This is a genomic window from Pseudomonas sp. C2B4 (genome assembly GCF_013359695.1).
Lineage (GTDB): Bacteria > Pseudomonadota > Gammaproteobacteria > Pseudomonadales > Pseudomonadaceae > Aquipseudomonas.
This window is the reverse complement of sequence record NZ_JABFMU010000010.1, coordinates 15,520-35,770: the sequence shown is the minus strand read 5'-3', so window position 1 is coordinate 35,770 and position 20,251 is coordinate 15,520. Positions and strand designations below refer to the sequence as shown.

Here is a 20,251-nt window from a genome sequence, read left to right as displayed (position 1 = left end):
TGGCCAGCCGCATGCAAATGCACGGCGCATCGCCCGGACTCTAAACGCAACGCCCGGTCTGGCTTTTGTCAGGCCGGGCGTTTGCCGCTTTCAGACCTCGTGGGTTTCACCATGGGGCAGCAACAGGTAACAAGACATGGCAAAAGAATATAGCCGTACCCAACGAATCGGCGATCAAATGCAGCGCGAGCTGGCACAGCTGATCCGTCGTGAAGTCAAAGACCCGCGCGTCGGCCTGGTCACCATTACCGCTGTGGAAGTCAGCCGTGACGTCGGTCACGCCAAGATTTTCATCACTGTGATGGGGCAGGACAGCCGCGAAGACATCGCACAAAGCATCAAGGTGCTCAACTCCGCAGCCGGTTTCCTGCGCATGCAGTTGGCTCGCGAGATGAAGCTGCGCAGCGTTCCACAGTTGCACTTCCACTACGACGAGAGCGTCGTGCGCGGTGCGCATCTGTCCGCGTTGATCGAACGTGCAGTGGCTGAAGACAATCAGCATCCGGTTGCGGCAGAAGCCGAAGACACCAAGGAGTAATCGGTGGCTCAGGTCAAACGTATCCGTCGTAATGTCAGCGGCATCATCCTGCTCGACAAACCGTTGGGGTTCACCTCCAACGCAGCCCTGCAGAAAGTTCGCTGGCTGCTCAACGCCGAGAAGGCCGGACACACCGGCAGTCTCGATCCGCTGGCCACCGGCGTGTTGCCGCTGTGCTTCGGTGAGGCGACCAAGTTCTCGCAGTATCTGCTTGATTCCGACAAGGGTTACGAAACCCTGGCGCAACTGGGCAAAACCACCACCACGGCCGATGCCGAGGGTGAAGTTTTGCAGGAACGCCCAGTGACCGTTGGTCGCGCCGAAATCGAGGCCGCGTTGCCGAAATTTCGTGGGCAAATCAGTCAGATACCACCGATGTACTCGGCTCTCAAGCGTGATGGGCAACCGTTGTACAAGCTCGCTCGTGCTGGCGAAGTAGTGGAGCGCGAACCGCGTTCTGTTACTATTACGCGCTTGGAATTGCTGGCCTTCGAAGGCGATACTGCGCGGCTGGCGGTGGATTGCAGCAAAGGCACCTATATCCGCACCCTGGTGGAGGATATCGGTGAGCAACTCGGTTGTGGCGCTTACGTTGCAGAACTGCGACGTACCCAGGCCGGGCCATTCACCCTGGCGCAGACGGTTACCCTGGAAGAGCTGGAAGCGGTACATGCCGAAGGCGGCAACGAAGCGGTTGATCGCTTCCTGATGCCATCGGACAGCGGCCTGCTGGATTGGCCACTGTTACAGTTCTCGGAAGCGAGCGCGTTCTACTGGCTCAACGGCCAGCCGGTACGTGCCCCGGATGCTCCGAAGTTCGGCATGGTGCGGGTACAGGATCACAATGGTCGCTTCATCGGTATCGGTGAAGTGAGCGAAGACGGGCGTATCGCGCCGCGTCGACTGATTCGGTCAGAATGACCGGACGAGGGTGGCTGTTAACAGGCACGGTCACTACTCATTTTTAGATACAGGGATTTGTCCCTGGCCTGTTGAAACTGTTTTTCTGAAACAGTTTCCTGATAAAAGGATTGTCTCATGGCTCTCGACGTTCAAGAAAAAGCTCAAATCGTTGCTGACTACCAGCAAGCCGTTGGTGACACTGGTTCGCCAGAAGTGCAAGTTGCACTGCTGACCGCCAACATCAACAAACTGCAAGGTCACTTCAAGGCCAACGGTAAAGACCACCACTCCCGTCGTGGTCTGATCCGCATGGTTAACCAGCGTCGTAAGCTGCTGGACTACCTGAAAGGCAAGGACGTGAGCCGTTACAGCGCTCTGATCGCTCGCCTGGGTCTGCGTCGCTAATAAGCGATTGCGCTAGAGGTTGGTTGTCTGTCGTGCGTCAGCGGGTTTCCCGCCAGCGCATGGCAGGCTCCCAGCCTCAAGTTTTATCTGGATACCTGCTTTACCTGTGTACTCCGGACAACCGGTCGGGCCGATTCCCGGCGTTGCCCAAGAATTTCGCAAGAAACCAGTTCCCCCAAGAGCCACAAAGAAGGTAGGACACCGTGAACCCGGTAATCAAAAAATTCCAGTTCGGTCAGTCGACCGTTACCCTCGAGACTGGCCGTATCGCCCGTCAGGCCTCCGGCGCAGTATTGGTCACCGTTGACGACGACGTCAGCGTATTGGTGACCGTAGTCGGTGCCAAGCAAGCCGATCCAGGCAAGGGCTTCTTCCCTCTGTCTGTTCACTACCAGGAAAAGACTTACGCTGCCGGTAAGATCCCTGGCGGTTTCTTCAAGCGCGAAGGCCGTCCTTCCGAGAAAGAAACCCTGACTTCCCGACTGATCGACCGTCCGATCCGTCCGCTGTTCCCAGAAGGCTTCATGAACGAAGTGCAGGTTGTCTGCACCGTCGTTTCCACCAGCAAGAAGACCGATCCGGACATCGCTGCGATGATCGGTACCTCGGCTGCCCTGGCCATCTCCGGCATTCCTTTCGATGGCCCGATCGGCGCTGCGCGCGTTGCTTTCCACGAAAGCACCGGCTACCTGCTGAACCCGACTTACGAGCAACAGGCTGCTTCGAGCCTGGACATGGTCGTTGCCGGTACTTCGGACGCTGTGCTGATGGTTGAATCGGAAGCCAAAGAGCTGACCGAAGACCAGATGCTGGGCGCTGTACTGTTTGCTCACGACGAGTTCCAGGTTGTGATCAACGCCGTTAAAGAACTGGCTGCCGAAGCTGCCAAGCCAACCTGGACCTGGGCTCCTGCGCCAGAAGCCACCGAACTGCTGGGTGCGATCCGTGCCGAGTTCGGCGAAGCGATCTCCCAGGCTTACACCATCACCGTCAAGGCCGACCGTTACGCTCGCCTGGGCGAGTTGAAGGACCAGGTCGTTGCCAAGCTGTCCGGCGAAGAAGGCCAGCCTTCCGCTGCTGACGTCAAAGCAGCTTTCGGCGAAATCGAATACCGCACCGTTCGCGAAAACATCGTTAACGGCAAGCCACGTATCGACGGTCGCGACACCAAGACTGTACGTCCGTTGAACATCGAAGTCGGTGTTCTGCCAAAAACCCACGGTTCTGCTCTGTTCACCCGTGGCGAAACCCAGGCTCTGGTCGTTGCAACTCTGGGCACCGCCCGTGACGCCCAACTGCTGGACACCCTGGAAGGCGAGAAAAAAGACCCGTTCATGCTGCACTACAACTTCCCTCCGTTCTCGGTAGGCGAGTGTGGTCGCATGGGTGGTGCTGGTCGTCGTGAAATCGGTCACGGCCGTCTGGCCCGTCGCTCGGTTTCGGCCATGCTGCCTGCCGCTGACGTGTTCCCGTACACCATCCGCGTGGTTTCGGAAATCACCGAATCCAACGGTTCGAGCTCGATGGCTTCCGTTTGCGGCGCTTCCCTGGCCCTGATGGACGCCGGTGTGCCGATGAAGGCGCCGGTTGCCGGTATCGCCATGGGTCTGGTTAAAGAAGGCGAGAAATTCGCCGTCCTGACCGACATCCTGGGTGACGAAGACCACCTGGGCGACATGGACTTCAAAGTAGCCGGTACCGCCAAAGGCGTCACCGCGCTGCAGATGGACATCAAGATCAAAGGCATCACCGAAGAGATCATGGAAATCGCCCTGGGCCAAGCCCTGGAAGCGCGCCTGAACATCCTCGGCCAGATGAACCAGATCATTGGTCAATCGCGTACCGAGCTGTCGGCCAACGCTCCGACCATGATCGCGATGAAAATCGACACCGACAAAATCCGTGATGTCATCGGTAAAGGCGGCGCGACCATTCGTGCGATCTGTGAAGAGACCAAGGCTTCGATCGACATCGAAGACGACGGTTCGATCAAGATCTTCGGCGAAACCAAGGAAGCGGCCGAAGCAGCACGTCAGCGCGTCCTGGGCATCACCGCCGAGGCCGAGATCGGCAAGATCTACGTCGGCAAGGTTGAGCGCATCGTCGACTTCGGCGCATTCGTCAACATCCTGCCTGGCAAGGACGGTCTGGTTCACATCTCCATGCTGAGCGACGCTCGCGTTGAGAAAGTGACCGACATCCTGAAAGAAGGCCAGGAAGTGGAAGTTCTGGTACTGGACGTGGACAACCGCGGCCGTATCAAGCTGTCCATCAAGGACGTAGCAGCAGCCAAGGCTTCGGGCGTTTAATCACCCCTCCAGCCTGACGGCTACAACGTCGTAAAAAAGGCCCCGCAGTGAAAACTGCGGGGCCTTTTTTTGTACGGGAAGAACTGAGGCGCTGGCTGAAGTTGCCGGTATCGCTACGTGATGCTAGGTTTAGCCCACTGCCCGTGTAGCTCAGTCGGTAGAGCAGCGCACTCGTAACGCGAAGGTCGCAGGTTCGATTCCTGTCTCGGGCACCACGCTGCACCTCATTTCACTTTTCTACTCAACTCCTCGACAGTGCGTTTGAGCTGATCCATTTCGCGATCCTGATCACTGACTTCCCGCTTGAGGTTCGAGATCTCGCTGTTGTTCGAGCTTGAGCTGGAGCCGCTGTTGCGCTTGAGTTCTTCCACTTGTTTGCCGAGATTTTCCAGGTCACGCTCCTGCTCCTTGATCGTGCGCTTGAGCTCCTCGATCTCCTTGTTGCTGTAGCTAGAGCTGGAACCGCTGCTGCGCTTGAGTTCTTCGATCTGGCGCGCCTGATCGTTGAGGGTATCCTGCATTTTTTTCAGGTCGCCGACGTCAACATCTGATTTGATCAGTACGTCTTTGCCGAACTCATTGTGAATGGCGGTAATTTTATCGCTGGGATACGCGGAGCTATTGCTCACTTCAATGCCGGCCTGCGCGGTGCCTGGCAACGCCATGGCACCCAGCAGGGTAGCTATCACGGTTGCGGACAGAGAAGACGAATGCTTCGAAAAACTGCGCATCACTGAGGTTCCTTGTGAAGTGCTATATGGCACATCGCTATGACTTGGTGTTTTGACTTATGTTCCCAGGCACCACTGACGGAAAGTGCGGTTTTTTGTGGGATTGATGTAAAGAGTCGTGTAAATCGTCCGACAAACATCCTATATTCGGAGCCTGCATGAGCTTCGCCCAGCAGTTTTCAGATGATCCAGAATGGTCCTGAAGGCCAGATAAACCGGGCGTCTAACGGTTTTTTGCGTCAGAGAGATCCTTGATGATCCAGATCCATCTTCCATTCCCCCGATCAGCGAGAACAACATGACCGTAAAAGAGTTGAGCCAGGAAGCCAGACACGAAGAAGCGCTGAAAAAGTACGCGCTGGATGCACCCGAGTTGATGGACGAGATCAAGGACTTGAGTCCCGATGATCAAAAAGACCAGATCCAGTGGGCATTCGAGGATGAAGCAGAGGCCCAGGGCTTGCAGCCGTGGGAGCTGACGCTCAAGTACACCACAACCCCGGAAGAGTACGAAGCCGAGCGCCTGAAGCTGCATAAAGAAGCGGCCGAGGTGCTGGGTGTCGAGTGGGAAGAGTACTGCGAGATGAACAATCTGGTGGTCTGAGACAAAAACGCCAGCCTTATCGAGGCTGGCGTTTTTCATCGCGTGCAGAGATCAGAGACTCAAACGCATCGACAGGTCGACAGCCTTCACATCCTTGGTCATCGCCCCAATCGAAATGTAATCCACGCCGGTTTCAGCGATCGGCAGCAACGTGCTCTCGTTGATCCCGCCACTGGCTTCCAGCTTGGCCTTTCCGCCGTTCAGACGCACGGCTTCGCGCATGTCATCCAGGCTCAGTTCGTCGAGCATGATGATGTCGGCACCCGCCGCCAGGGCCTCCTTCAGCTCATCCAGGCTCTCCACTTCGATCTCCACCGGTTTGCCCGGCGCGATTTTGTGCGCGGCGGCGATGGCTTGTGGAATACCCCCGGATGCGGCGATATGGTTTTCCTTGATCAGGAAGGCGTCATACAAGCCGATGCGATGATTGTGGCAACCACCGCAGGTCACGGCGTATTTTTGCGCCAGGCGCAGACCCGGCAAGGTCTTGCGGGTGTCGAGCAGTTTCACTTGTGTCTGGGCCACGAAGTCCGCCAGGTATTGCGCGCGAGTCGCGACGCCGGACAACAACTGCAGAAAATTCAGTGCGCTGCGCTCTCCCGTCAGCAGAGAGCGGGCCGGGCCTTCGAGGTGGAACAGCACTTGATTGGGTTTGACCCGTTCGCCATCGGCGACTTGCCAGTGCACCGCCACTCGTGGGTCCAGTTGCCGAAACACGTTATCCACCCATGCGGTTCCACAGATGACAGCGGCATCGCGGGTAATGATGGTGGCTTTGGCCAGGCGTTCAGCCGGGATCAATTGCGCGGTGATGTCGCCGCTACCGATGTCCTCGCGCAACGCACGGCGCACGTTGGCTTCGATTTCGGCGGTCAGATCGGCGAGACGTAGATTCGGCATAACGGGCTCCACAAACAAAGTCGCCCGATTATAGGGCCATGGCGCGAAGCAACCCAAGGCATCCGCGACGTTCCTGACGCTGCGGAGTCTGCATTTGGTCGATTCCCGCACACTGACGAACGGCCCGTTGCGTCTCAATCGCGGCAAGTGATCGCGTCCGGAGGGTCTATCGCGGCATACTGGGCAGCAATACAGTCGTCGTTGAAGGAATCGGTATGCAGTTGGACCCCGCGAGCGGTTGGTGCCAGGACGTGCGTTTGTGCCCCTCGCCCAACTTCAATGCGCGCCCCACGGGCGAAATTTCCCTGCTGGTGATTCACAACATCAGCCTGCCGCCAGCGCAGTTCGCCACCGGCAAGGTGCAGGAGTTTTTCCAGAATCGCCTGGATGTCACGGAGCACCCTTACTTTGAGGGGATTGCCGACCTGCGAGTGTCTGCGCATTTTCTGATCGAGCGTGACGGTGCCGTCACCCAGTTTGTCTCCTGCCTTGAGCGCGCCTGGCATGCCGGGGTTTCGAGTTTCGAGGGACGGGAGACCTGTAACGATTTTTCCGTGGGCATCGAGCTTGAAGGCACGGATGATCTGCCGTTCACCGATGCTCAGTACGACGCGTTGATTACCCTGACCCGGCAGCTACAAAGCACCTTCACGGCCATCACCCCACAGCGCATTTGCGGGCATAGCGACATCGCGCCCGGGCGCAAGACCGATCCGGGGCCGGCGTTCGACTGGGCACGCTATCGCGGGGGCCTGGCGAAAGCAGGTTCGGAAAAAGAGGAACAACAATGAGTTTTCTGGTGTTGCTGCTGGCGGTGTGGATCGAGAAGTTCTCGGCACTGCGTCATCAGATTCAACGAGATGGCGGTTGGGTGCGCGAATTGCACAAGCTTGAATCCAATCCACGCATGGCAAAAAGCCCATGGCTGGTTCTGGTCGTGCTGGTGCTGTTGCCAGTCGCGCTGCTGGGTTTGCTGTTGCTGGTGCTGGACCCGGTGGCCTACGGCTTGCTGGCGCTGCCGGTGCACCTGTTGGTGGTGATTTACAGTTTGGGGCGCGGCGATCTGCTGGGTGGCCTCGGGCCGTTTCGCGATGCCTGGCGCCGAGAGGACTTGCAAGCCGCGGCTCATGTCGCCAAACGTGACCTCGATATCTGCGCTGACAGCGGCGAGCAACTGCTGGAACAGGTCGAAGGGCATTTGCTGTGGGAGGCCTACCAGAGTTTTTTCGCGGTGATTTTCTGGTATTTCCTGTTGGGACCGGTCGCTGCCCTGAGTTACCGGCTACTGGCCCTGGCTGAAGAACATGGACAGAACCCTGCGGTAACCGAACGCGCCGGGCAATTGCGCCACGCGTTCGATTGGGTGCCGGTGCGCCTGCTGGCGGCGAGTTTTGCCCTTGTCGGCAACTTTGTCGCGGTCAGCCGGGTGATGTTGCACGAACTGCTGAACTGGAACATCAGCGCCGCCCAATTGATCGAGAAGGCCGGGCTGGTGGCCGCCGAAATCCCGGCCCCGATGGTCGGGCCTGAAGGCATCAACAACCTCGACCGGATCTGGGAGCTGCTGCTGCGAGCGGCGGTGCTCTGGTATGCGGGGTTTGCGTTGTGGACTGTGTTGCCCTGATTCGTCGTTCAAAATCAAAAGATCGCAGCCTGCGGCAGCTCCTGCAGTAGATTCGTGTCAGTCACACGGTCCGAGTAGGCGCTGTCGCAAGCTGCGATCTTTTGCCGTTAACCTTAAGTTACAAAACCCTCCCTTGATTTGAGCTATATAGAGATGGCGACGGATAGTGGCTATCTGCTGCCCGGCTGCGCCTACCAATAAAAATAAGAAATCAAGGGGAGACTTCCAGTGAAGAGCTTGCTCTATCCCGCCGTCGCGCTGATGAACCGCCTGAGCTTCGGCATGAAGTTCAGCTTGATCAGTGTTCTGTTCCTGGTGCCGATGCTGGTGACCAACTTCTATCTGGTGCGTGACTCCTATCGTGAATTCCAGGGCACCCGGGTCGAACTGCAGAGCCTCGATCTGTTGGGCGGCAGCCTGACCCTGCGACGTGATCTGGAAACCCTGAACAACCTGGTGCAGATCAACGTTGCCCTCGGTCAGTCTGGCAAGGCCGGCAATCTCGAATCACAGATCGGCACGCTGGAGCAAGGTGTGTTGACGCGCCTGCAAGGGCTGGCGGCGATGACCACCGATCCGGAACAGATCGTGGTGTTCAATGGCAAGCGCGATGAAATGATCGCAGCGTTCAAGGCTCAACAAGCGGAAAAATCCCTGCAAAGCAAAAGTGCCTTGATCGGCAAATTGGTGGGCAGCGCACAAATCTTCAGCCAGATCATTGCCAGTCAGGCCGGTCTGAGCCGTGACAACCAAAGCGACATGCGTCAGCTCAGCGAACTCGTCACCAGCGTGACACCAGCGGTCACCCAGGTCCTGGGCGACGGTCGGGCAATGGGCTCTTATTCGCTGGGGCAGGGCTTTCTCAATTCGTCGTCGAGCACCCGTTTCGATGAGTTGCTGGCGCAGATCGAAAAGCTCCAGGCCGAATATGGCCTGAAATTGCAGGACGCCCTGGCCTCCAGCAAAGCCGCACGGGAAACGCTGGCTGCCCAGGCCGATAGCAGCAGGGCGTCGCTGAAAAAAGCCAGCGAGCTCTTTGAAGAGCAAGTGGTGATGGCCGACACGCTGGATGCACCGTGGCAGGCTTTTTACGACCAGGTCACCGGCCTGATGGACCAGACTTTCCAGCTCAATGAAGCCACCCTGAAGTTTCTCGGCACCCAGTTGCAACAGCGCCTGGAGCAGAACCGCACTCACATGATCTTGCAGGCCGTGGCGCTGTCGGTGGTGTTTGTGTTGATTTTTTACCTGTATGGCGGTTTCTACGCCTCGACCCGCACCACGCTTAAACGCCTTGGCGGGGTGATGGATAAAGTGGCGGCAGGCGATATGACCGTCACGTTCAGCGCCAATAGCCGTGACGAACTGGGTGAGTTGGGCGAGGTGTTCAACGGCACCGTGAAAAAAATCCATGACCTGATCGAGCGCGTGGGACATACCGTCAGCGAGGTAGAGCGTCAGGCCGGGCAGGTGGAGAATGTCTCCGCACAAAGCAACCAGGCCGTGGCCGGGCAACGCACGCAGATCGAGCAGGTTGCCACGGCAATGAATCAGATGTCCGCCACCTCCCTGGAGGTGGCGCGCAGTGCAGCGGCGGCGGTCAGCAGTGCCCACAGTGTCAACGACGAGACCATCAGCGGCCGCGGGCTGGTGCAATCCCAGCAGGGCAGTATCGCCGCGCTGGCCAGCGAGATCGATCAATCGGTACTGGTGATCAATCAGCTGGCCAGCGACAGCCAGTCCATCAGTCGTGTGCTGGAAGTGATCAAGAGCATTGCCGAACAGACCAACCTGTTGGCACTGAACGCCGCCATCGAAGCGGCGCGGGCCGGGGAGCAGGGGCGTGGTTTCGCGGTGGTGGCGGACGAGGTTCGGACGTTGGCCAAGCGTACCCAGCAGTCGACCGAGGAAATCGAGCAGATGATCGCCAAACTCCACGGTGGCGTTGGTGCGGCGGTGAAGGCGATGGGCGTCAGCCATGAAATGGCGAACGGCACGGTAGGTCAGTCGGAAAAGGTCCAGCAGGCGTTGGAGAACATCCTCGATGCGGTGGGGATGATCGTCGACCAGAACCAGCAGATCGCTGCGGCCGTGGAGCAACAAACCGCCGTGGCCCATGACATCGACCAGAACATCGTCGAGATCAACCGCGCCGGTGAACGCACCGCCGAAGGGGCGCACCAGACCGAGGATGCCAGCCGGGCTTTGTCGATGCAGGTGATGGAGTTGAAGCAGTTGATCAGCGCATTTCGGGTTTAACGAACACCGCGATAAACAATGTGGGAGCGAGCCTGCTCGCGAAAGCGGTCTGCCAGTCACATCGATGCTGGATGTGGCATCGCCTTCGCGAGCAGGCTCGCTCCCACATTGAATTGATTTCGGCTGGAGGCATTGCGGAATTTCCTGTAATACTTTTTCCCTGTATGAGTGAGGATCCTCCTGTTTTCCTCCGCACTCTGGTTTTTCGTCTTCAATGAGGGAAGATCCACTTCACTGTCCGCTTGGAGGAAGCCCGGTCATGACTGTTGCAACGCTTGGAATCCAGGGGCACTGCGCCCATTGCCAGTGCACGCTGTTACTCAAACCCTGGCAGCTCAATGCTATTGCAATCAATGAGCCCTTCACCTGTTCCCACTGCCAGAAAACCTTGCAGTTGAACGACCCGAAACAGATCAAACGCTTCAAGTCCCTCGACTCATTGGCCATGTTGAAGGCGAGTCTTTTGATCATGGTCTGCACGGCGCTGTTGGTCGCGCTGGTGCTGGAGTGGGTTGGTTTGATCAGTGTCGTGGAGCAGCTGAATTTTTCGCTGGTGGCGATTTTCGTTTACTTCATTGCCCTTCGATTGGCCCGCCAGCGTCAGCACATGACGCTGATTCTGGCGGCCGCCAAGGCCCACATCGACTGACTACCAGTTGAACAACTCACAGGCATTGGCGGTGCTGAAGGTGGCCAGTCGATCGGGGCTGACCGCCATGATCCCGGCCAGTGCCGTGCAGATCGCCGGCAAGTGCGCCGGGCTGTTGCGCTGGCCGGGAAACATGGCGGGTGCCATGTCCGGTGAGTCGGTTTCCAGTACCACCGAATCCAGCGGCAACTCGGCCAGGACCCGATGCATGCGCAGGGCCTGAGGCCAGGTTGCGGCACCGCCCAGGCCAAGTTTGAAACCGAGCTTGATGTATTCCCGGGCTTCTTCGCGGCTGCCGGCGAAGGCGTGGATGATGCCGGCACGCTTCAGGCGAAAGCGTTTGAGCGTGGCAATCACTGCCGCATGGCTGCGCCGTACATGGATCAGCGCTGGCAGATTGAAATCTGCCGCCAGTTGCAGCTGTGCATCGAACAAGGCTTGCTGGCGTTCACGATCGAGGGTTTCGATGAAGTAGTCCAGGCCGATTTCGCCCACTGCGCACAGTTGCCGATGACCGCTCAAGCGCGTCAGCCAGTCACCGAGCTGCATCAGATGTTCAGGACGATGGTCGTCCAGGTACACCGGGTGCAAACCGAGGGCGGCGTGCAGGTCGGGATCGCTTTGCACCAGGTCCCAGACCCGCTGCCAATTGTCCTGATACACCCCCAGCACCACCATCCGCCGCACGCCGAGGGCGCGGCTTTCGACCAGCAGCGCCTGACGATCGGCGTCGAAGTCCGGAAAATCCAGATGGGTGTGGGTGTCGATCAGCTCCACGGTTCAATCCTGGCGAATACGCTGCTTGAAGGTGCGCGCGATGGCCTGCACGCCCGGTTGGTAATCGGACTGCTCAATGGCCGCCAGGGCCAGCGCAAGCGCTTTGTCGGCAATCAGTTGATGCTGTTGGGCCATGGCATTCACCGGCAGTGGCAGGAAGTCCAGCAACTGAGTGTCACCGAAGGTGCCGAGACGCAATGGGCGGGTTTTCAGGGGGAAGTCATGCAAGGCATCGAACACCCCCTGGAGGAGCACGTACGAGGTGGTCACCAGCGCCTCGGGCAAATGCCCTACACGCCGGAGCAGTTCTTCCATCAACTGTCTGCCGCACTCGCGGCTGAACGATTCGCCGTGTTCGATCAGCACTTCACCGTTGTAGCCCGATAGCGCCTCTTGGAAACCCGCGGCCCGTTCCTGGCTGATGCTCAGTTCAGGGCGGGCGCCGATCAAGGCAATCTGTTTGGGCAACGGGTCGAGCAGGCTGCGGGTCAGGTGCAGGCTGGCCTCGCGGTCGTCGCTGATCACCGAGCAGAAATGCTCCGGCTCCATGACCCGGTCGATGGCAATGATCGGAATGCCTTTGGCTTGCAGTTGGCGATAACTGTCGTCGCCAGCGGGCAGGCAACTGGCGACGATCAGCGCATCACAGCGCCGGGCGCGGAACAGTTTGAGCAATTGCCGTTCGCTGTCCGGCGCATCGTCGGAACTGGCGATCAGCAACTGATAGCCACGAGCCCGCGCGCCTTGTTCCAGCAACTTGGCGATTCGCGCGTAACTGGGGTTTTCCAGATCCGGCAGAATGAAGCCCAGGGTGCGGGTGTGGCGACTGCGCAGCCCGGCGGCCTGGGGATTGGGCGTGAAGCCATGTTGATCGACCACGGCGCGCACGCGTTCGACGGTGGCGCTACTGATGCGTTGCTGTTCAGCCTTGCCATTGATGACATAGCTGGCGGTGGTAACGGACACACCGGCCAACTGGGCGATATCACTGAGTTTCAACCCGTTATTTCCTTGTTTTTTCGAGCATGCCCGACATTTTCGTCAATCCTACCCGATTCAGGCAGTCGACCATTGTCATGGCGCATCCGACAATTGGACTTCAAGAGAAAGAAATTATGGAGTAACGTGCCAATCATTCTAGATTAAACGTTTCAGCAAGCGTATTTTCTACCATATTGATGCCTTTGGTCGGTTCTGCCGCGAAACCGCCAAATGCTGTCTTCGGACAAGCGCGTAAGCTGAATCACTCAAAACAATACCTGGTGCCCATACGCGCCAAAAAGGAGAAAGCATGCTCGAGCTCACTGTAGAGCAGATATCCATGGGCCAGTCGGCTGTGGATAAATCCGAAGCCTTGCAGTTGCTGGCCCGGCATCTGGTTGCCGATGGCCTGGTCGCCGAGGGTTACCTCGCGGGTTTGCAGGCACGAGAGGCCCAGGGCTCGACCTTTCTCGGTCAAGGTATTGCCATCCCTCACGGTACACCCGAAACCCGCGATCAGGTGTTTACCACCGGCGTGCGCCTGATGCAGTTCCCCGAGGGCGTGGACTGGGGCGATGGGCACATCGTTTACCTGGCGATTGGTATTGCCGCTAAATCCGACGAACATTTACGACTCCTGCAACTGCTGACCCGTGCCCTCGGCGAAACCGATCTGGGCCAGGCCTTGCGCCGGGCCAGTTCCGCCGAAGCCTTGCTGAAGCTGCTGCAAGGCGCGCCGCAGGAGCTGGCGCTGGATGCGCAGATGATCGGCCTGGGCGTCGCCGCCGAGGATTTTGAAGAGTTGGTCTGGCGTGGGGCCCGTTTGTTGCGCCAGGCCGATTGCGTCAGCAATGGTTTTTCCGCCGTGTTGCAGCAGGTCGAAGCGTTGCCGTTGGGCGATGGCCTGTGGTGGTTGCACAGTGAGCAAACCGTAAAACGTCCGGGGCTCGCCTTCGTCACTCCAGACAAACCGCTGCGTTACCTCGGTCAGCCACTCAACGGTTTGTTCTGCCTGGCCAGCCTTGGCGAAGCCCATCAAGCCCTGCTCGAACGCCTGTGCGCCTTGCTGATTGAAGGTCGCGGACATGAACTGGGCCGTGCCACCAGTTGCCGCGCCGTGCTGGAGGCGCTCGGCGGGGAACTGCCGGCGGACTGGCCGAGCGCGCGCATCGCACTGGCCAATGCCCACGGTTTGCATGCACGCCCGGCAAAAATCCTCGCCCAGCTGGCCAAAAGCTTTGAAGGCGAGATTCGCGTCCGCATCGTCGATAGCAAGGACAGCGCGGTGTCGGTGAAGAGCTTGAGCAAACTGCTCAGCCTCGGCGCCCGTCGCGGTCAGGTGCTGGAAATCATCGCCGAGCCGAGCATCGCCGCCGATGCATTGCCTGCGTTGTTGGCTGCGATAGAAGAAGGCCTCGGCGAGGAAATCGAGCCGTTGCCACCGGTGAGCCAGCCGCGAGAAGAAGTCGTCGAGATGAGTGAAGTGCTGCTCGCTCCGGCGTCCGGCAGCCTGGTTCAAGCCATTGCCGCCGCGCCCGGGATTGCTATCGGTCCGGCGCACATTCAAGTGCAGCAAGTCATTGATTACCCGCTGCGCGGTGAGTCCGCAGCGATCGAACGCGAACGTCTCAAGCAGGCGTTGGCGGATGTGCGGCGTGACATTGGCGGCTTGATCGAGCGCAGCAAGGCCAAGGCGATTCGCGAGATTTTCGTCACCCATCAGGAAATGCTCGACGACCCGGAATTGACCGATGAGGTGGACACCCGTCTCAAGCAGGGTGAAAGCGCGGAAGCGGCGTGGATGTCGGTGATCGAAGCCGCCGCCCGGCAACAGGAAGCCTTGCAGGATGCCTTGCTCGCCGAGCGCGCCGCCGATTTGCGCGATATCGGTCGCCGTGTGCTGGCGCAGTTGTGTGGTATCGAAACCCCGGCCGAACCCGAGCAGCCGTACATTCTGGTAATGGACGAAGTCGGTCCGTCCGACGTGGCGCGACTTGATCCGACGCGCGTCGCCGGCATTCTCACCGCCCGGGGCGGCGCCACGGCCCACAGCGCCATTGTCGCCCGGGCATTGGGTATTCCGGCGTTGGTGGGTGCCGGCGCAGGGGTGTTGCTGCTGACACCGGGTACGCCGTTGCTGCTCGACGGCCAGCGTGGTCGCCTGCACGTGGATGCCGATGCAGTGACCTTGCAGCGCGCCATCGAAGAGCGTGACACCCGCGAACAACGGCTCAAGGCAGCCGCGGAACAACGTCACCAACCGGCCCTGACCACCGACGGTCACGCCGTCGAAGTGTTCGCCAACATCGGTGAAAGCGCTGGCGTGACCGGCGCGGTGGAGCAGGGGGCCGAAGGCATCGGCCTGCTGCGCACCGAACTGATTTTCATGGCCCACCCGCAAGCGCCGGACGAAGCCACCCAGGAAACCGAATACCGTCGTGTGCTTGATGGCCTGGCCGGACGGCCGCTGGTGGTGCGCACCCTCGATGTCGGCGGTGACAAACCGCTGCCCTATTGGCCGATCGCCAAGGAGGAAAATCCTTTCCTCGGCGTACGCGGCATTCGTCTGACCCTGCAACGGCCGAAGATCATGGAGGCACAGTTGCGCGCCTTGTTGCGGGCTGCCGACAACCGCCCGCTGCGCATCATGTTTCCCATGGTCGGCAGCGTTGATGAGTGGCGCCAGGCCCGGGACATGACCGAACGCCTGCGCCTGGAAATCCCGGTCGCGGACTTGCAACTGGGGATCATGATCGAGGTGCCGTCGGCGGCGTTGCTGGCGCCGGTGCTGGCTAAGGAAGTCGATTTTTTCAGCGTCGGCACCAACGATCTGACGCAATACACCCTGGCCATCGACCGCGGTCATCCGACGCTGTCGGCGCAGGCCGACGGCTTGCACCCGGCCGTACTGCAACTGATCGACATCACCGTGCGGGCGGCCCATGCCCATGGCAAGTGGGTAGGGGTGTGCGGTGAGCTGGCGGCCGATCCGCTGGCGGTGCCGGTGCTGGTCGGGCTGGGGGTAGATGAGCTGAGCGTCGGCGGGCGCAGCATCCCTGAGGTCAAGGCGCGGATTCGCGAACTCAGCCTCAGCCAGTCCCAAACCCTTGCCCAGGCGGCACTCGCCGTGGGCAGCGCCAATGAAGTGCGTGCATTAGTGGAGGCCCTGTAATGGCCAGGATTCTGACCCTGACCCTCAACCCGGCGCTGGACCTGACGGTGCAATTGTCACGCCTGGAGCCCGGTCAGGTTAACCGCAGCGACGCCATGCACACCCACGCCGCCGGTAAAGGGGTGAACGTGGCGCAGGTGCTGGCGGACCTCGGGCATCAGCTGACGGTCAGTGGTTTTCTCGGTGAAGACAACCTGCAAGCGTTCGAAACCCTGTTCGCCAAGCGCGGTTTTACCGATGCGTTCATCCGCGTGCCCGGCGAGACGCGCAGCAATATCAAACTGGCGGAAAACGATGGCCGCATCACCGACCTCAACGGTCCGGGACCACGGGTCAGCGCGGCGGCGCAGCAAGCATTGCTCGATCGACTGGAGCAGATTGCGCCAGCCCATGACGCTGTCGTTGTCGCCGGCAGCCTGCCGCAAGGCGTCAGTGCGCAGTGGTTGCAGGCGTTGATCCTGCGCTTGAAAAACCTCGGTTTGAAAGTGGCCCTCGACACCAGTGGCGAGGCTCTGGCAGCCGCGCTCAAGGCCGGTCCCTGGCTGATCAAACCCAACACCGAAGAACTGGCCGAGGTGCTGGGTGGCGAGGTGGTTTCGGTCCTGGCACAGGCCGAAGCGGCAAACCGCTTGCACGCCCAAGGCATCGAACATGTGGTGATTTCCCACGGTGCCGAGGGTGTGAACTGGTTCAGCGTCGGCTCGGCGCTGCATGCCACGCCGCCCAAGGTCTGCGTCGCCAGTACGGTGGGCGCGGGCGACTCGTTGCTGGCGGGCATGCTCCACGGTTTGCTCAAGCCCGATACGCCCGAGCAGACCTTGCGCACTGCCACGGCGATTGCCGCGATGGCGGTCACCCAGATCGGATTCGGCATCAGCGATGCCGCGCAATTGGCGCAGCTCGAGCAGGGCGTGCGCGTGCGCCCCCTGACAGAACAATAAGAGGGTTGGTCATGAAGTTAGCCATTATTACTGCCTGCCCGAATGGCATGGTCACCAGTGTGCTGTGCGCGCGCTTGCTCGATGCGGCGGCCCAGCGTCAAGGCTGGAGCACCAGCGTCGAAGTCTGCGATGTCGCCCATCCCGAGCGGCAAATGTCGGCGGCCACAATTGAAGCGGCCGAATGGGTGTTGCTGGTGACCAGTGCGCCGGTGGACATGTCGCGATTTGTCGGAAAACGCGTGTTCCAGAGCACTCCGGCCCAGGCCCTGCAGGATGTGGAAACGGTGCTGCGACGTGGCGCCGAAGAGGCTGAGATTTATCGTGCACCCCAGGCCACCGTCGAGCCTGCGCCCGTCGGCAAAAACGCCCCGCGCCTGGTCGCGATCACGGCGTGCCCGACCGGCGTTGCCCACACGTTCATGGCGGCGGAAGCCTTGCAGCAAGCGGCCAAGCGTCTGGGCTATGACTTGCAGGTGGAAACCCAGGGTTCGGTGGGGGCGCGCAATCCGCTGAGCGCTCAAGCGATTGCCGATGCCGACGTGGTACTGCTGGCGGCGGATATCGAAGTCGCCACCGAGCGTTTTGCCGGCAAGAAAATCTACCGTTGCGGTACCGGCATCGCGCTCAAGCAGGCTGAAGCGACACTGAACAAGGCACTGGCCGAAGGCGCGCAGGAAAGCGCATCGACCGGTGCCAAAGGGGTGGTGAAGCAAGAGAAGACCGGGGTCTACAAGCATCTGCTGACCGGTGTGTCGTTCATGCTGCCGATGGTGGTGGCGGGCGGACTGATGATCGCGTTGTCGTTCGTGTTCGGCATCACCGCGTTCAAGGAAGAAGGGACGTTGGCGGCGGCGTTGATGCAGATCGGTGGCGATACCGCGTTCAAGCTGATGGTGCCGTTGCTGGCGGGCTATATCGCGTACTCCATCGCTGACCGTCCGGGCCTGGCGCCGGGGATGATTGGTGGCCTGCTGGCGAGCACCCTGGGTGCCGGTTTTATCGGCGGGATCATTGCCGGTTTCATCGCCGGTTACGCGGCGCAGGCGATCAATCGTTATGCGCGGCTGCCGCAAAGTCTCGAAGCGCTGAAGCCGATCCTGATCATCCCGCTGCTGGCCAGTTTGTTCACCGGCCTGGTGATGATCTACGTGGTTGGCAAGCCGGTGGCCGGGATGCTTGCAGGACTCACGCATTTTCTCGATAGCATGGGCACCACCAACGCGATTCTGCTCGGTGTCTTGCTGGGCGGCATGATGTGCGTCGACCTGGGTGGGCCGATCAACAAGGCCGCGTATGCGTTTTCGGTGGGGCTGCTGGCGTCACAGAGTTACGCGCCGATGGCGGCGACCATGGCGGCGGGCATGGTGCCGCCGATTGGCCTGGGGATCGCCACCTTCATCGCCCGGCGCAAGTTTGCCCAGACTGAACGCGAAGCGGGGAAAGCGGCGCTGGTACTGGGTTTGTGCTTCATCTCCGAAGGCGCGATTCCGTTCGCCGCCAAAGACCCGTTGCGGGTGATCCCGGCGAGCATCGCCGGCGGTGCGCTGACCGGTGCGATGTCGATGTATTTCGGCTGCAAGTTGATGGCACCCCATGGTGGTTTGTTCGTGCTGGCGATCCCGAATGCGATCAATCATGCATTGTTGTATTTGCTGGCGATTGTGGCGGGGAGTTTGTTGACGGCGGTGGTGTATGCACTGGTCAAACGGCCGGAAGTTGTAGAGTTGGCGGTAGAACCTGTCAGCGCCTGACTTGGCCCCCCTGTGGGAGCGAGCCTGCTCGCGAAAGCGGTCTGTCATTGAAATGGAATTAGACTGACACGACGCCTTCGCGAGCAGGCTCGCTCCCACAGGGACCGCGTTTTTACATATTTCAGTTTTCCTTTCTCGGGAGAACACCATGAGCGAATTCGACCCCGGTCGCCGTCGAGTCATGCAAGCCCTGGGCGCCGGGCTGTTGTTGCCGGGGCTGGCGCCGGCAGTGATCGCTTCGCTCAAGGATCGACCGCAACTCACCGACGGCGTGCAATCCGGCGACTTGCTCGGCGACCGCGCAATGATCTGGAGCCGCTGTGATCGTCCGGCACGGATGGTGGTGGAGTGGGACACCCGCAGCCTGCTCCCCAATCCCCGGCGATTTGTCTCGTCCTTGGCCGATGCCCGCACCGACTTTACGGCGCGGGTTGAGATAACCGGTCTGCCCGCCGACCAGGCGATTTTCTATCGTGTGCAATTCGAAGATGCCCAGAGCGGTGTCGCCAGCGAGCCCTGGTTTGGCCATTTGCGCAGCGTGCCGCAGACCCGCCGAGACATCCGTTTTGTCTGGAGCGGCGATACCGCCGGCCAGGGCTTCGGCATCAACCCGGACATCGGTGGCATGCGCATCTACGAAGCCATGCGCCTGCGCCTGCCGGACTTCTTTATCCACAGCGGCGACACGATCTACGCCGACAATCCCGTGCCTGCGCAACTCGTCACCGAGGGTGGCCGGGTGTGGCGCAACATCACCAGCGAGGCCAAGAGCAAAGTCGCTGAAACCCTGGATGATTACCGTGGCAATTACCGCTACAACCTGATGGACGAAAACATTCGTCGTTTCAACGCCGAGGTGCCGCAGATCTGGCAGTGGGACGACCACGAGGTGATGAACAACTGGTCACCGGGCCAGCCACTGGGCGAGCGCTACAGGAGCAAAGATATCCACAGCCTGGTGGATCGCGGGCGTCAGGCCTGGCTCGAATACGCACCGATGCGCCTGCAGCGGGCCGATGGCGGCGGGCGAATTTATCGCCAGCTCAGCTATGGGCCGCTGCTCGATGTGTTCGTGCTCGACATGCGCAGTTATCGCGGCGCCAATGACGACAACCTGGGCGACGCCAAGCCTTTTCTCGGTCGTGAACAACTGGATTGGCTGAAGGCGTCGCTCAAAGCTTCCAGGGCCCAATGGAAAGTCATCGCCGCCGACATGTCGATCGGCCTCGGCGCACCGGATGGCGAGGTCAGCCCCGGCGTCACGCGCTGGGAAGCGGTGGCCAATGGCGACCCCGGTCTGCCCCAGGGGCGCGAGCTGGAAATCGCGGAATTGTTGGGTTTTCTGCGGGCGCAGCACGTGCGCAATTTCCTGTTCCTGACGGCGGATGTGCATTACTGCGCGGCGCATCACTACCGTCCGGACCGTGCCGCGTTTCAGGACTTCGAGCCGTTTTGGGAGTTCGTTGCCGGTCCCTTGAATGCCGCAAGCTTCGGCCCTGATCTACTGGATAAAACCTTTGGTCCGCAAGTGGTGTTCCAGAAAGCAGCCCCCTCGCCAAACGCGTCGCCGTTTGCCGGGTTTCAGTTCTTTGGTGAGGTGAATATCGACGGGCAGACGGGGGCGTTGAGCGTGGTATTACGGGATCTGGATGGGGTCAGCCTGTTTGAGCGGACATTGGAAGCGGTCTGACGGATCAGCATCTAGGG

17 protein-coding genes and 1 tRNA gene are annotated in these 20,251 nt (G+C 60.1%); 14 read left to right on the top strand and 4 right to left on the bottom strand.

Features of this window, described 5'->3' with window-relative positions; translation table 11 throughout:
• The first annotated feature begins 136 nt into the window (after positions 1–136).
• The 5 genes from rbfA (at position 137) to HNQ83_RS09890 (ending at position 4,370) form a co-directional block, all read left to right on the top strand.
• Entirely contained in the window at positions 137–538 is a 402-nt protein-coding gene (gene rbfA / locus HNQ83_RS09910) for a 30S ribosome-binding factor RbfA (RefSeq protein WP_095193994.1), read from the top strand.
• A gap of 3 nt (positions 539–541) precedes the next feature.
• Positions 542–1,459 (top strand): tRNA pseudouridine(55) synthase TruB, encoded by a 918-nt coding sequence (truB, locus tag HNQ83_RS09905; RefSeq protein ID WP_175388776.1) that lies wholly within the window; start codon positions 542–544, stop codon positions 1,457–1,459.
• Between the two features lie 117 nt (positions 1,460–1,576).
• Positions 1,577–1,846, top strand: coding sequence for a 30S ribosomal protein S15 (gene rpsO / locus HNQ83_RS09900; RefSeq protein WP_011332409.1), 270 nt, complete (start codon positions 1,577–1,579; stop codon positions 1,844–1,846).
• Between the two features lie 203 nt (positions 1,847–2,049).
• Positions 2,050–4,155: a polyribonucleotide nucleotidyltransferase gene (gene pnp / locus HNQ83_RS09895; protein WP_175388775.1), complete on the top strand. Its 2,106-nt coding sequence runs from the start codon at positions 2,050–2,052 to the stop codon at positions 4,153–4,155.
• Positions 4,156–4,294: 139 nt separating this feature from the next.
• Positions 4,295–4,370 (top strand) — tRNA-Thr (locus tag HNQ83_RS09890).
• Positions 4,371–4,379: 9 nt separating this feature from the next.
• Here HNQ83_RS09890 and HNQ83_RS09885 read toward each other — a convergent pair.
• Entirely contained in the window at positions 4,380–4,886 is a 507-nt protein-coding gene (locus HNQ83_RS09885) for a hypothetical protein (protein ID WP_175388844.1), read from the bottom strand.
• Positions 4,887–5,184: 298 nt separating this feature from the next.
• Between HNQ83_RS09885 and HNQ83_RS09880 the strand changes: the two genes are divergently transcribed.
• Entirely contained in the window at positions 5,185–5,490 is a 306-nt protein-coding gene (locus tag HNQ83_RS09880; protein ID WP_175388774.1) for a DUF6388 family protein, read from the top strand.
• A gap of 51 nt (positions 5,491–5,541) precedes the next feature.
• Here HNQ83_RS09880 and nadC read toward each other — a convergent pair whose 3' ends face one another.
• The gene (gene nadC, locus HNQ83_RS09875) at positions 5,542–6,390 is read right to left on the bottom strand and encodes a carboxylating nicotinate-nucleotide diphosphorylase (RefSeq protein ID WP_175388773.1); all 849 of its coding nucleotides are present in this window, start codon (positions 6,388–6,390) and stop codon (positions 5,542–5,544) included.
• Positions 6,391–6,605: 215 nt separating this feature from the next.
• On the opposite strand from nadC, the gene ampD reads away from it, so the two are divergent.
• The 4 genes from ampD (at position 6,606) to HNQ83_RS09855 (ending at position 10,922) form a co-directional block, all read left to right on the top strand.
• Positions 6,606–7,181 (top strand): 1,6-anhydro-N-acetylmuramyl-L-alanine amidase AmpD, encoded by a 576-nt coding sequence (gene ampD, locus HNQ83_RS09870; protein ID WP_175388772.1) that lies wholly within the window; start codon positions 6,606–6,608, stop codon positions 7,179–7,181.
• Positions 7,178–8,014, top strand: coding sequence for a regulatory signaling modulator protein AmpE (gene ampE, locus HNQ83_RS09865; RefSeq protein WP_175388771.1), 837 nt, complete (start codon positions 7,178–7,180; stop codon positions 8,012–8,014). The genes ampD and ampE overlap by 4 nt, the downstream gene beginning before the upstream one ends.
• Before the next feature lie 228 nt (positions 8,015–8,242).
• Positions 8,243–10,273: a methyl-accepting chemotaxis protein gene (locus HNQ83_RS09860; RefSeq protein ID WP_175388770.1), complete on the top strand. Its 2,031-nt coding sequence runs from the start codon at positions 8,243–8,245 to the stop codon at positions 10,271–10,273.
• A gap of 259 nt (positions 10,274–10,532) precedes the next feature.
• A complete protein-coding gene (locus HNQ83_RS09855; protein ID WP_175388769.1) occupies positions 10,533–10,922 on the top strand; it encodes a hypothetical protein in 390 nt (129 codons plus the stop codon).
• Here the strand turns inward: HNQ83_RS09855 and HNQ83_RS09850 are convergent, their stop codons facing one another.
• A complete protein-coding gene (locus HNQ83_RS09850; RefSeq protein ID WP_175388768.1) occupies positions 10,923–11,699 on the bottom strand; it encodes a TatD family hydrolase in 777 nt (258 codons plus the stop codon).
• Between the two features lie 3 nt (positions 11,700–11,702).
• On the bottom strand, positions 11,703–12,698 hold the full coding sequence (gene cra / locus HNQ83_RS09845) for a catabolite repressor/activator (RefSeq protein ID WP_175388767.1): 996 nt from the start codon (positions 12,696–12,698) through the stop codon (positions 11,703–11,705).
• Positions 12,699–12,990: 292 nt separating this feature from the next.
• Between cra and ptsP the strand changes: the two genes are divergently transcribed.
• From ptsP to HNQ83_RS09825, 4 genes are all read left to right on the top strand, one after another.
• On the top strand, positions 12,991–15,852 hold the full coding sequence (gene ptsP / locus HNQ83_RS09840; protein WP_175388766.1) for a phosphoenolpyruvate--protein phosphotransferase: 2,862 nt from the start codon (positions 12,991–12,993) through the stop codon (positions 15,850–15,852).
• Positions 15,852–16,793 (top strand): 1-phosphofructokinase, encoded by a 942-nt coding sequence (pfkB, locus tag HNQ83_RS09835; protein WP_175388765.1) that lies wholly within the window; start codon positions 15,852–15,854, stop codon positions 16,791–16,793. Before ptsP ends, pfkB begins: the two co-directional genes overlap by 1 nt.
• An 11-nt stretch (positions 16,794–16,804) precedes the next feature.
• Positions 16,805–18,544: a PTS fructose-like transporter subunit IIB gene (locus HNQ83_RS09830; protein WP_175388764.1), complete on the top strand. Its 1,740-nt coding sequence runs from the start codon at positions 16,805–16,807 to the stop codon at positions 18,542–18,544.
• A gap of 148 nt (positions 18,545–18,692) precedes the next feature.
• Positions 18,693–20,234 (top strand): alkaline phosphatase, encoded by a 1,542-nt coding sequence (locus HNQ83_RS09825; RefSeq protein ID WP_175388763.1) that lies wholly within the window; start codon positions 18,693–18,695, stop codon positions 20,232–20,234.
• The last annotated feature ends 17 nt before the right edge of the window (positions 20,235–20,251 follow it).

Coding starts and splice junctions, on each gene's coding strand:
- HNQ83_RS09830 (WP_175388764.1), top strand. CDS start 16,805: ATGAAGTTAGCCATTATTACTGCCTGCCCGAATGGCATGGTCACCAGT.
- rpsO (WP_011332409.1), top strand. CDS start 1,577: ATGGCTCTCGACGTTCAAGAAAAAGCTCAAATCGTTGCTGACTACCAG.
- rbfA (WP_095193994.1), top strand. CDS start 137: ATGGCAAAAGAATATAGCCGTACCCAACGAATCGGCGATCAAATGCAG.
- ampD (WP_175388772.1), top strand. CDS start 6,606: ATGCAGTTGGACCCCGCGAGCGGTTGGTGCCAGGACGTGCGTTTGTGC.
- HNQ83_RS09825 (WP_175388763.1), top strand. CDS start 18,693: ATGAGCGAATTCGACCCCGGTCGCCGTCGAGTCATGCAAGCCCTGGGC.
- HNQ83_RS09880 (WP_175388774.1), top strand. CDS start 5,185: ATGACCGTAAAAGAGTTGAGCCAGGAAGCCAGACACGAAGAAGCGCTG.
- nadC (WP_175388773.1), bottom strand. CDS start 6,390: ATGCCGAATCTACGTCTCGCCGATCTGACCGCCGAAATCGAAGCCAAC.
- ampE (WP_175388771.1), top strand. CDS start 7,178: ATGAGTTTTCTGGTGTTGCTGCTGGCGGTGTGGATCGAGAAGTTCTCG.
- HNQ83_RS09855 (WP_175388769.1), top strand. CDS start 10,533: ATGACTGTTGCAACGCTTGGAATCCAGGGGCACTGCGCCCATTGCCAG.
- HNQ83_RS09885 (WP_175388844.1), bottom strand. CDS start 4,886: ATGCGCAGTTTTTCGAAGCATTCGTCTTCTCTGTCCGCAACCGTGATA.
- pfkB (WP_175388765.1), top strand. CDS start 15,852: ATGGCCAGGATTCTGACCCTGACCCTCAACCCGGCGCTGGACCTGACG.
- ptsP (WP_175388766.1), top strand. CDS start 12,991: ATGCTCGAGCTCACTGTAGAGCAGATATCCATGGGCCAGTCGGCTGTG.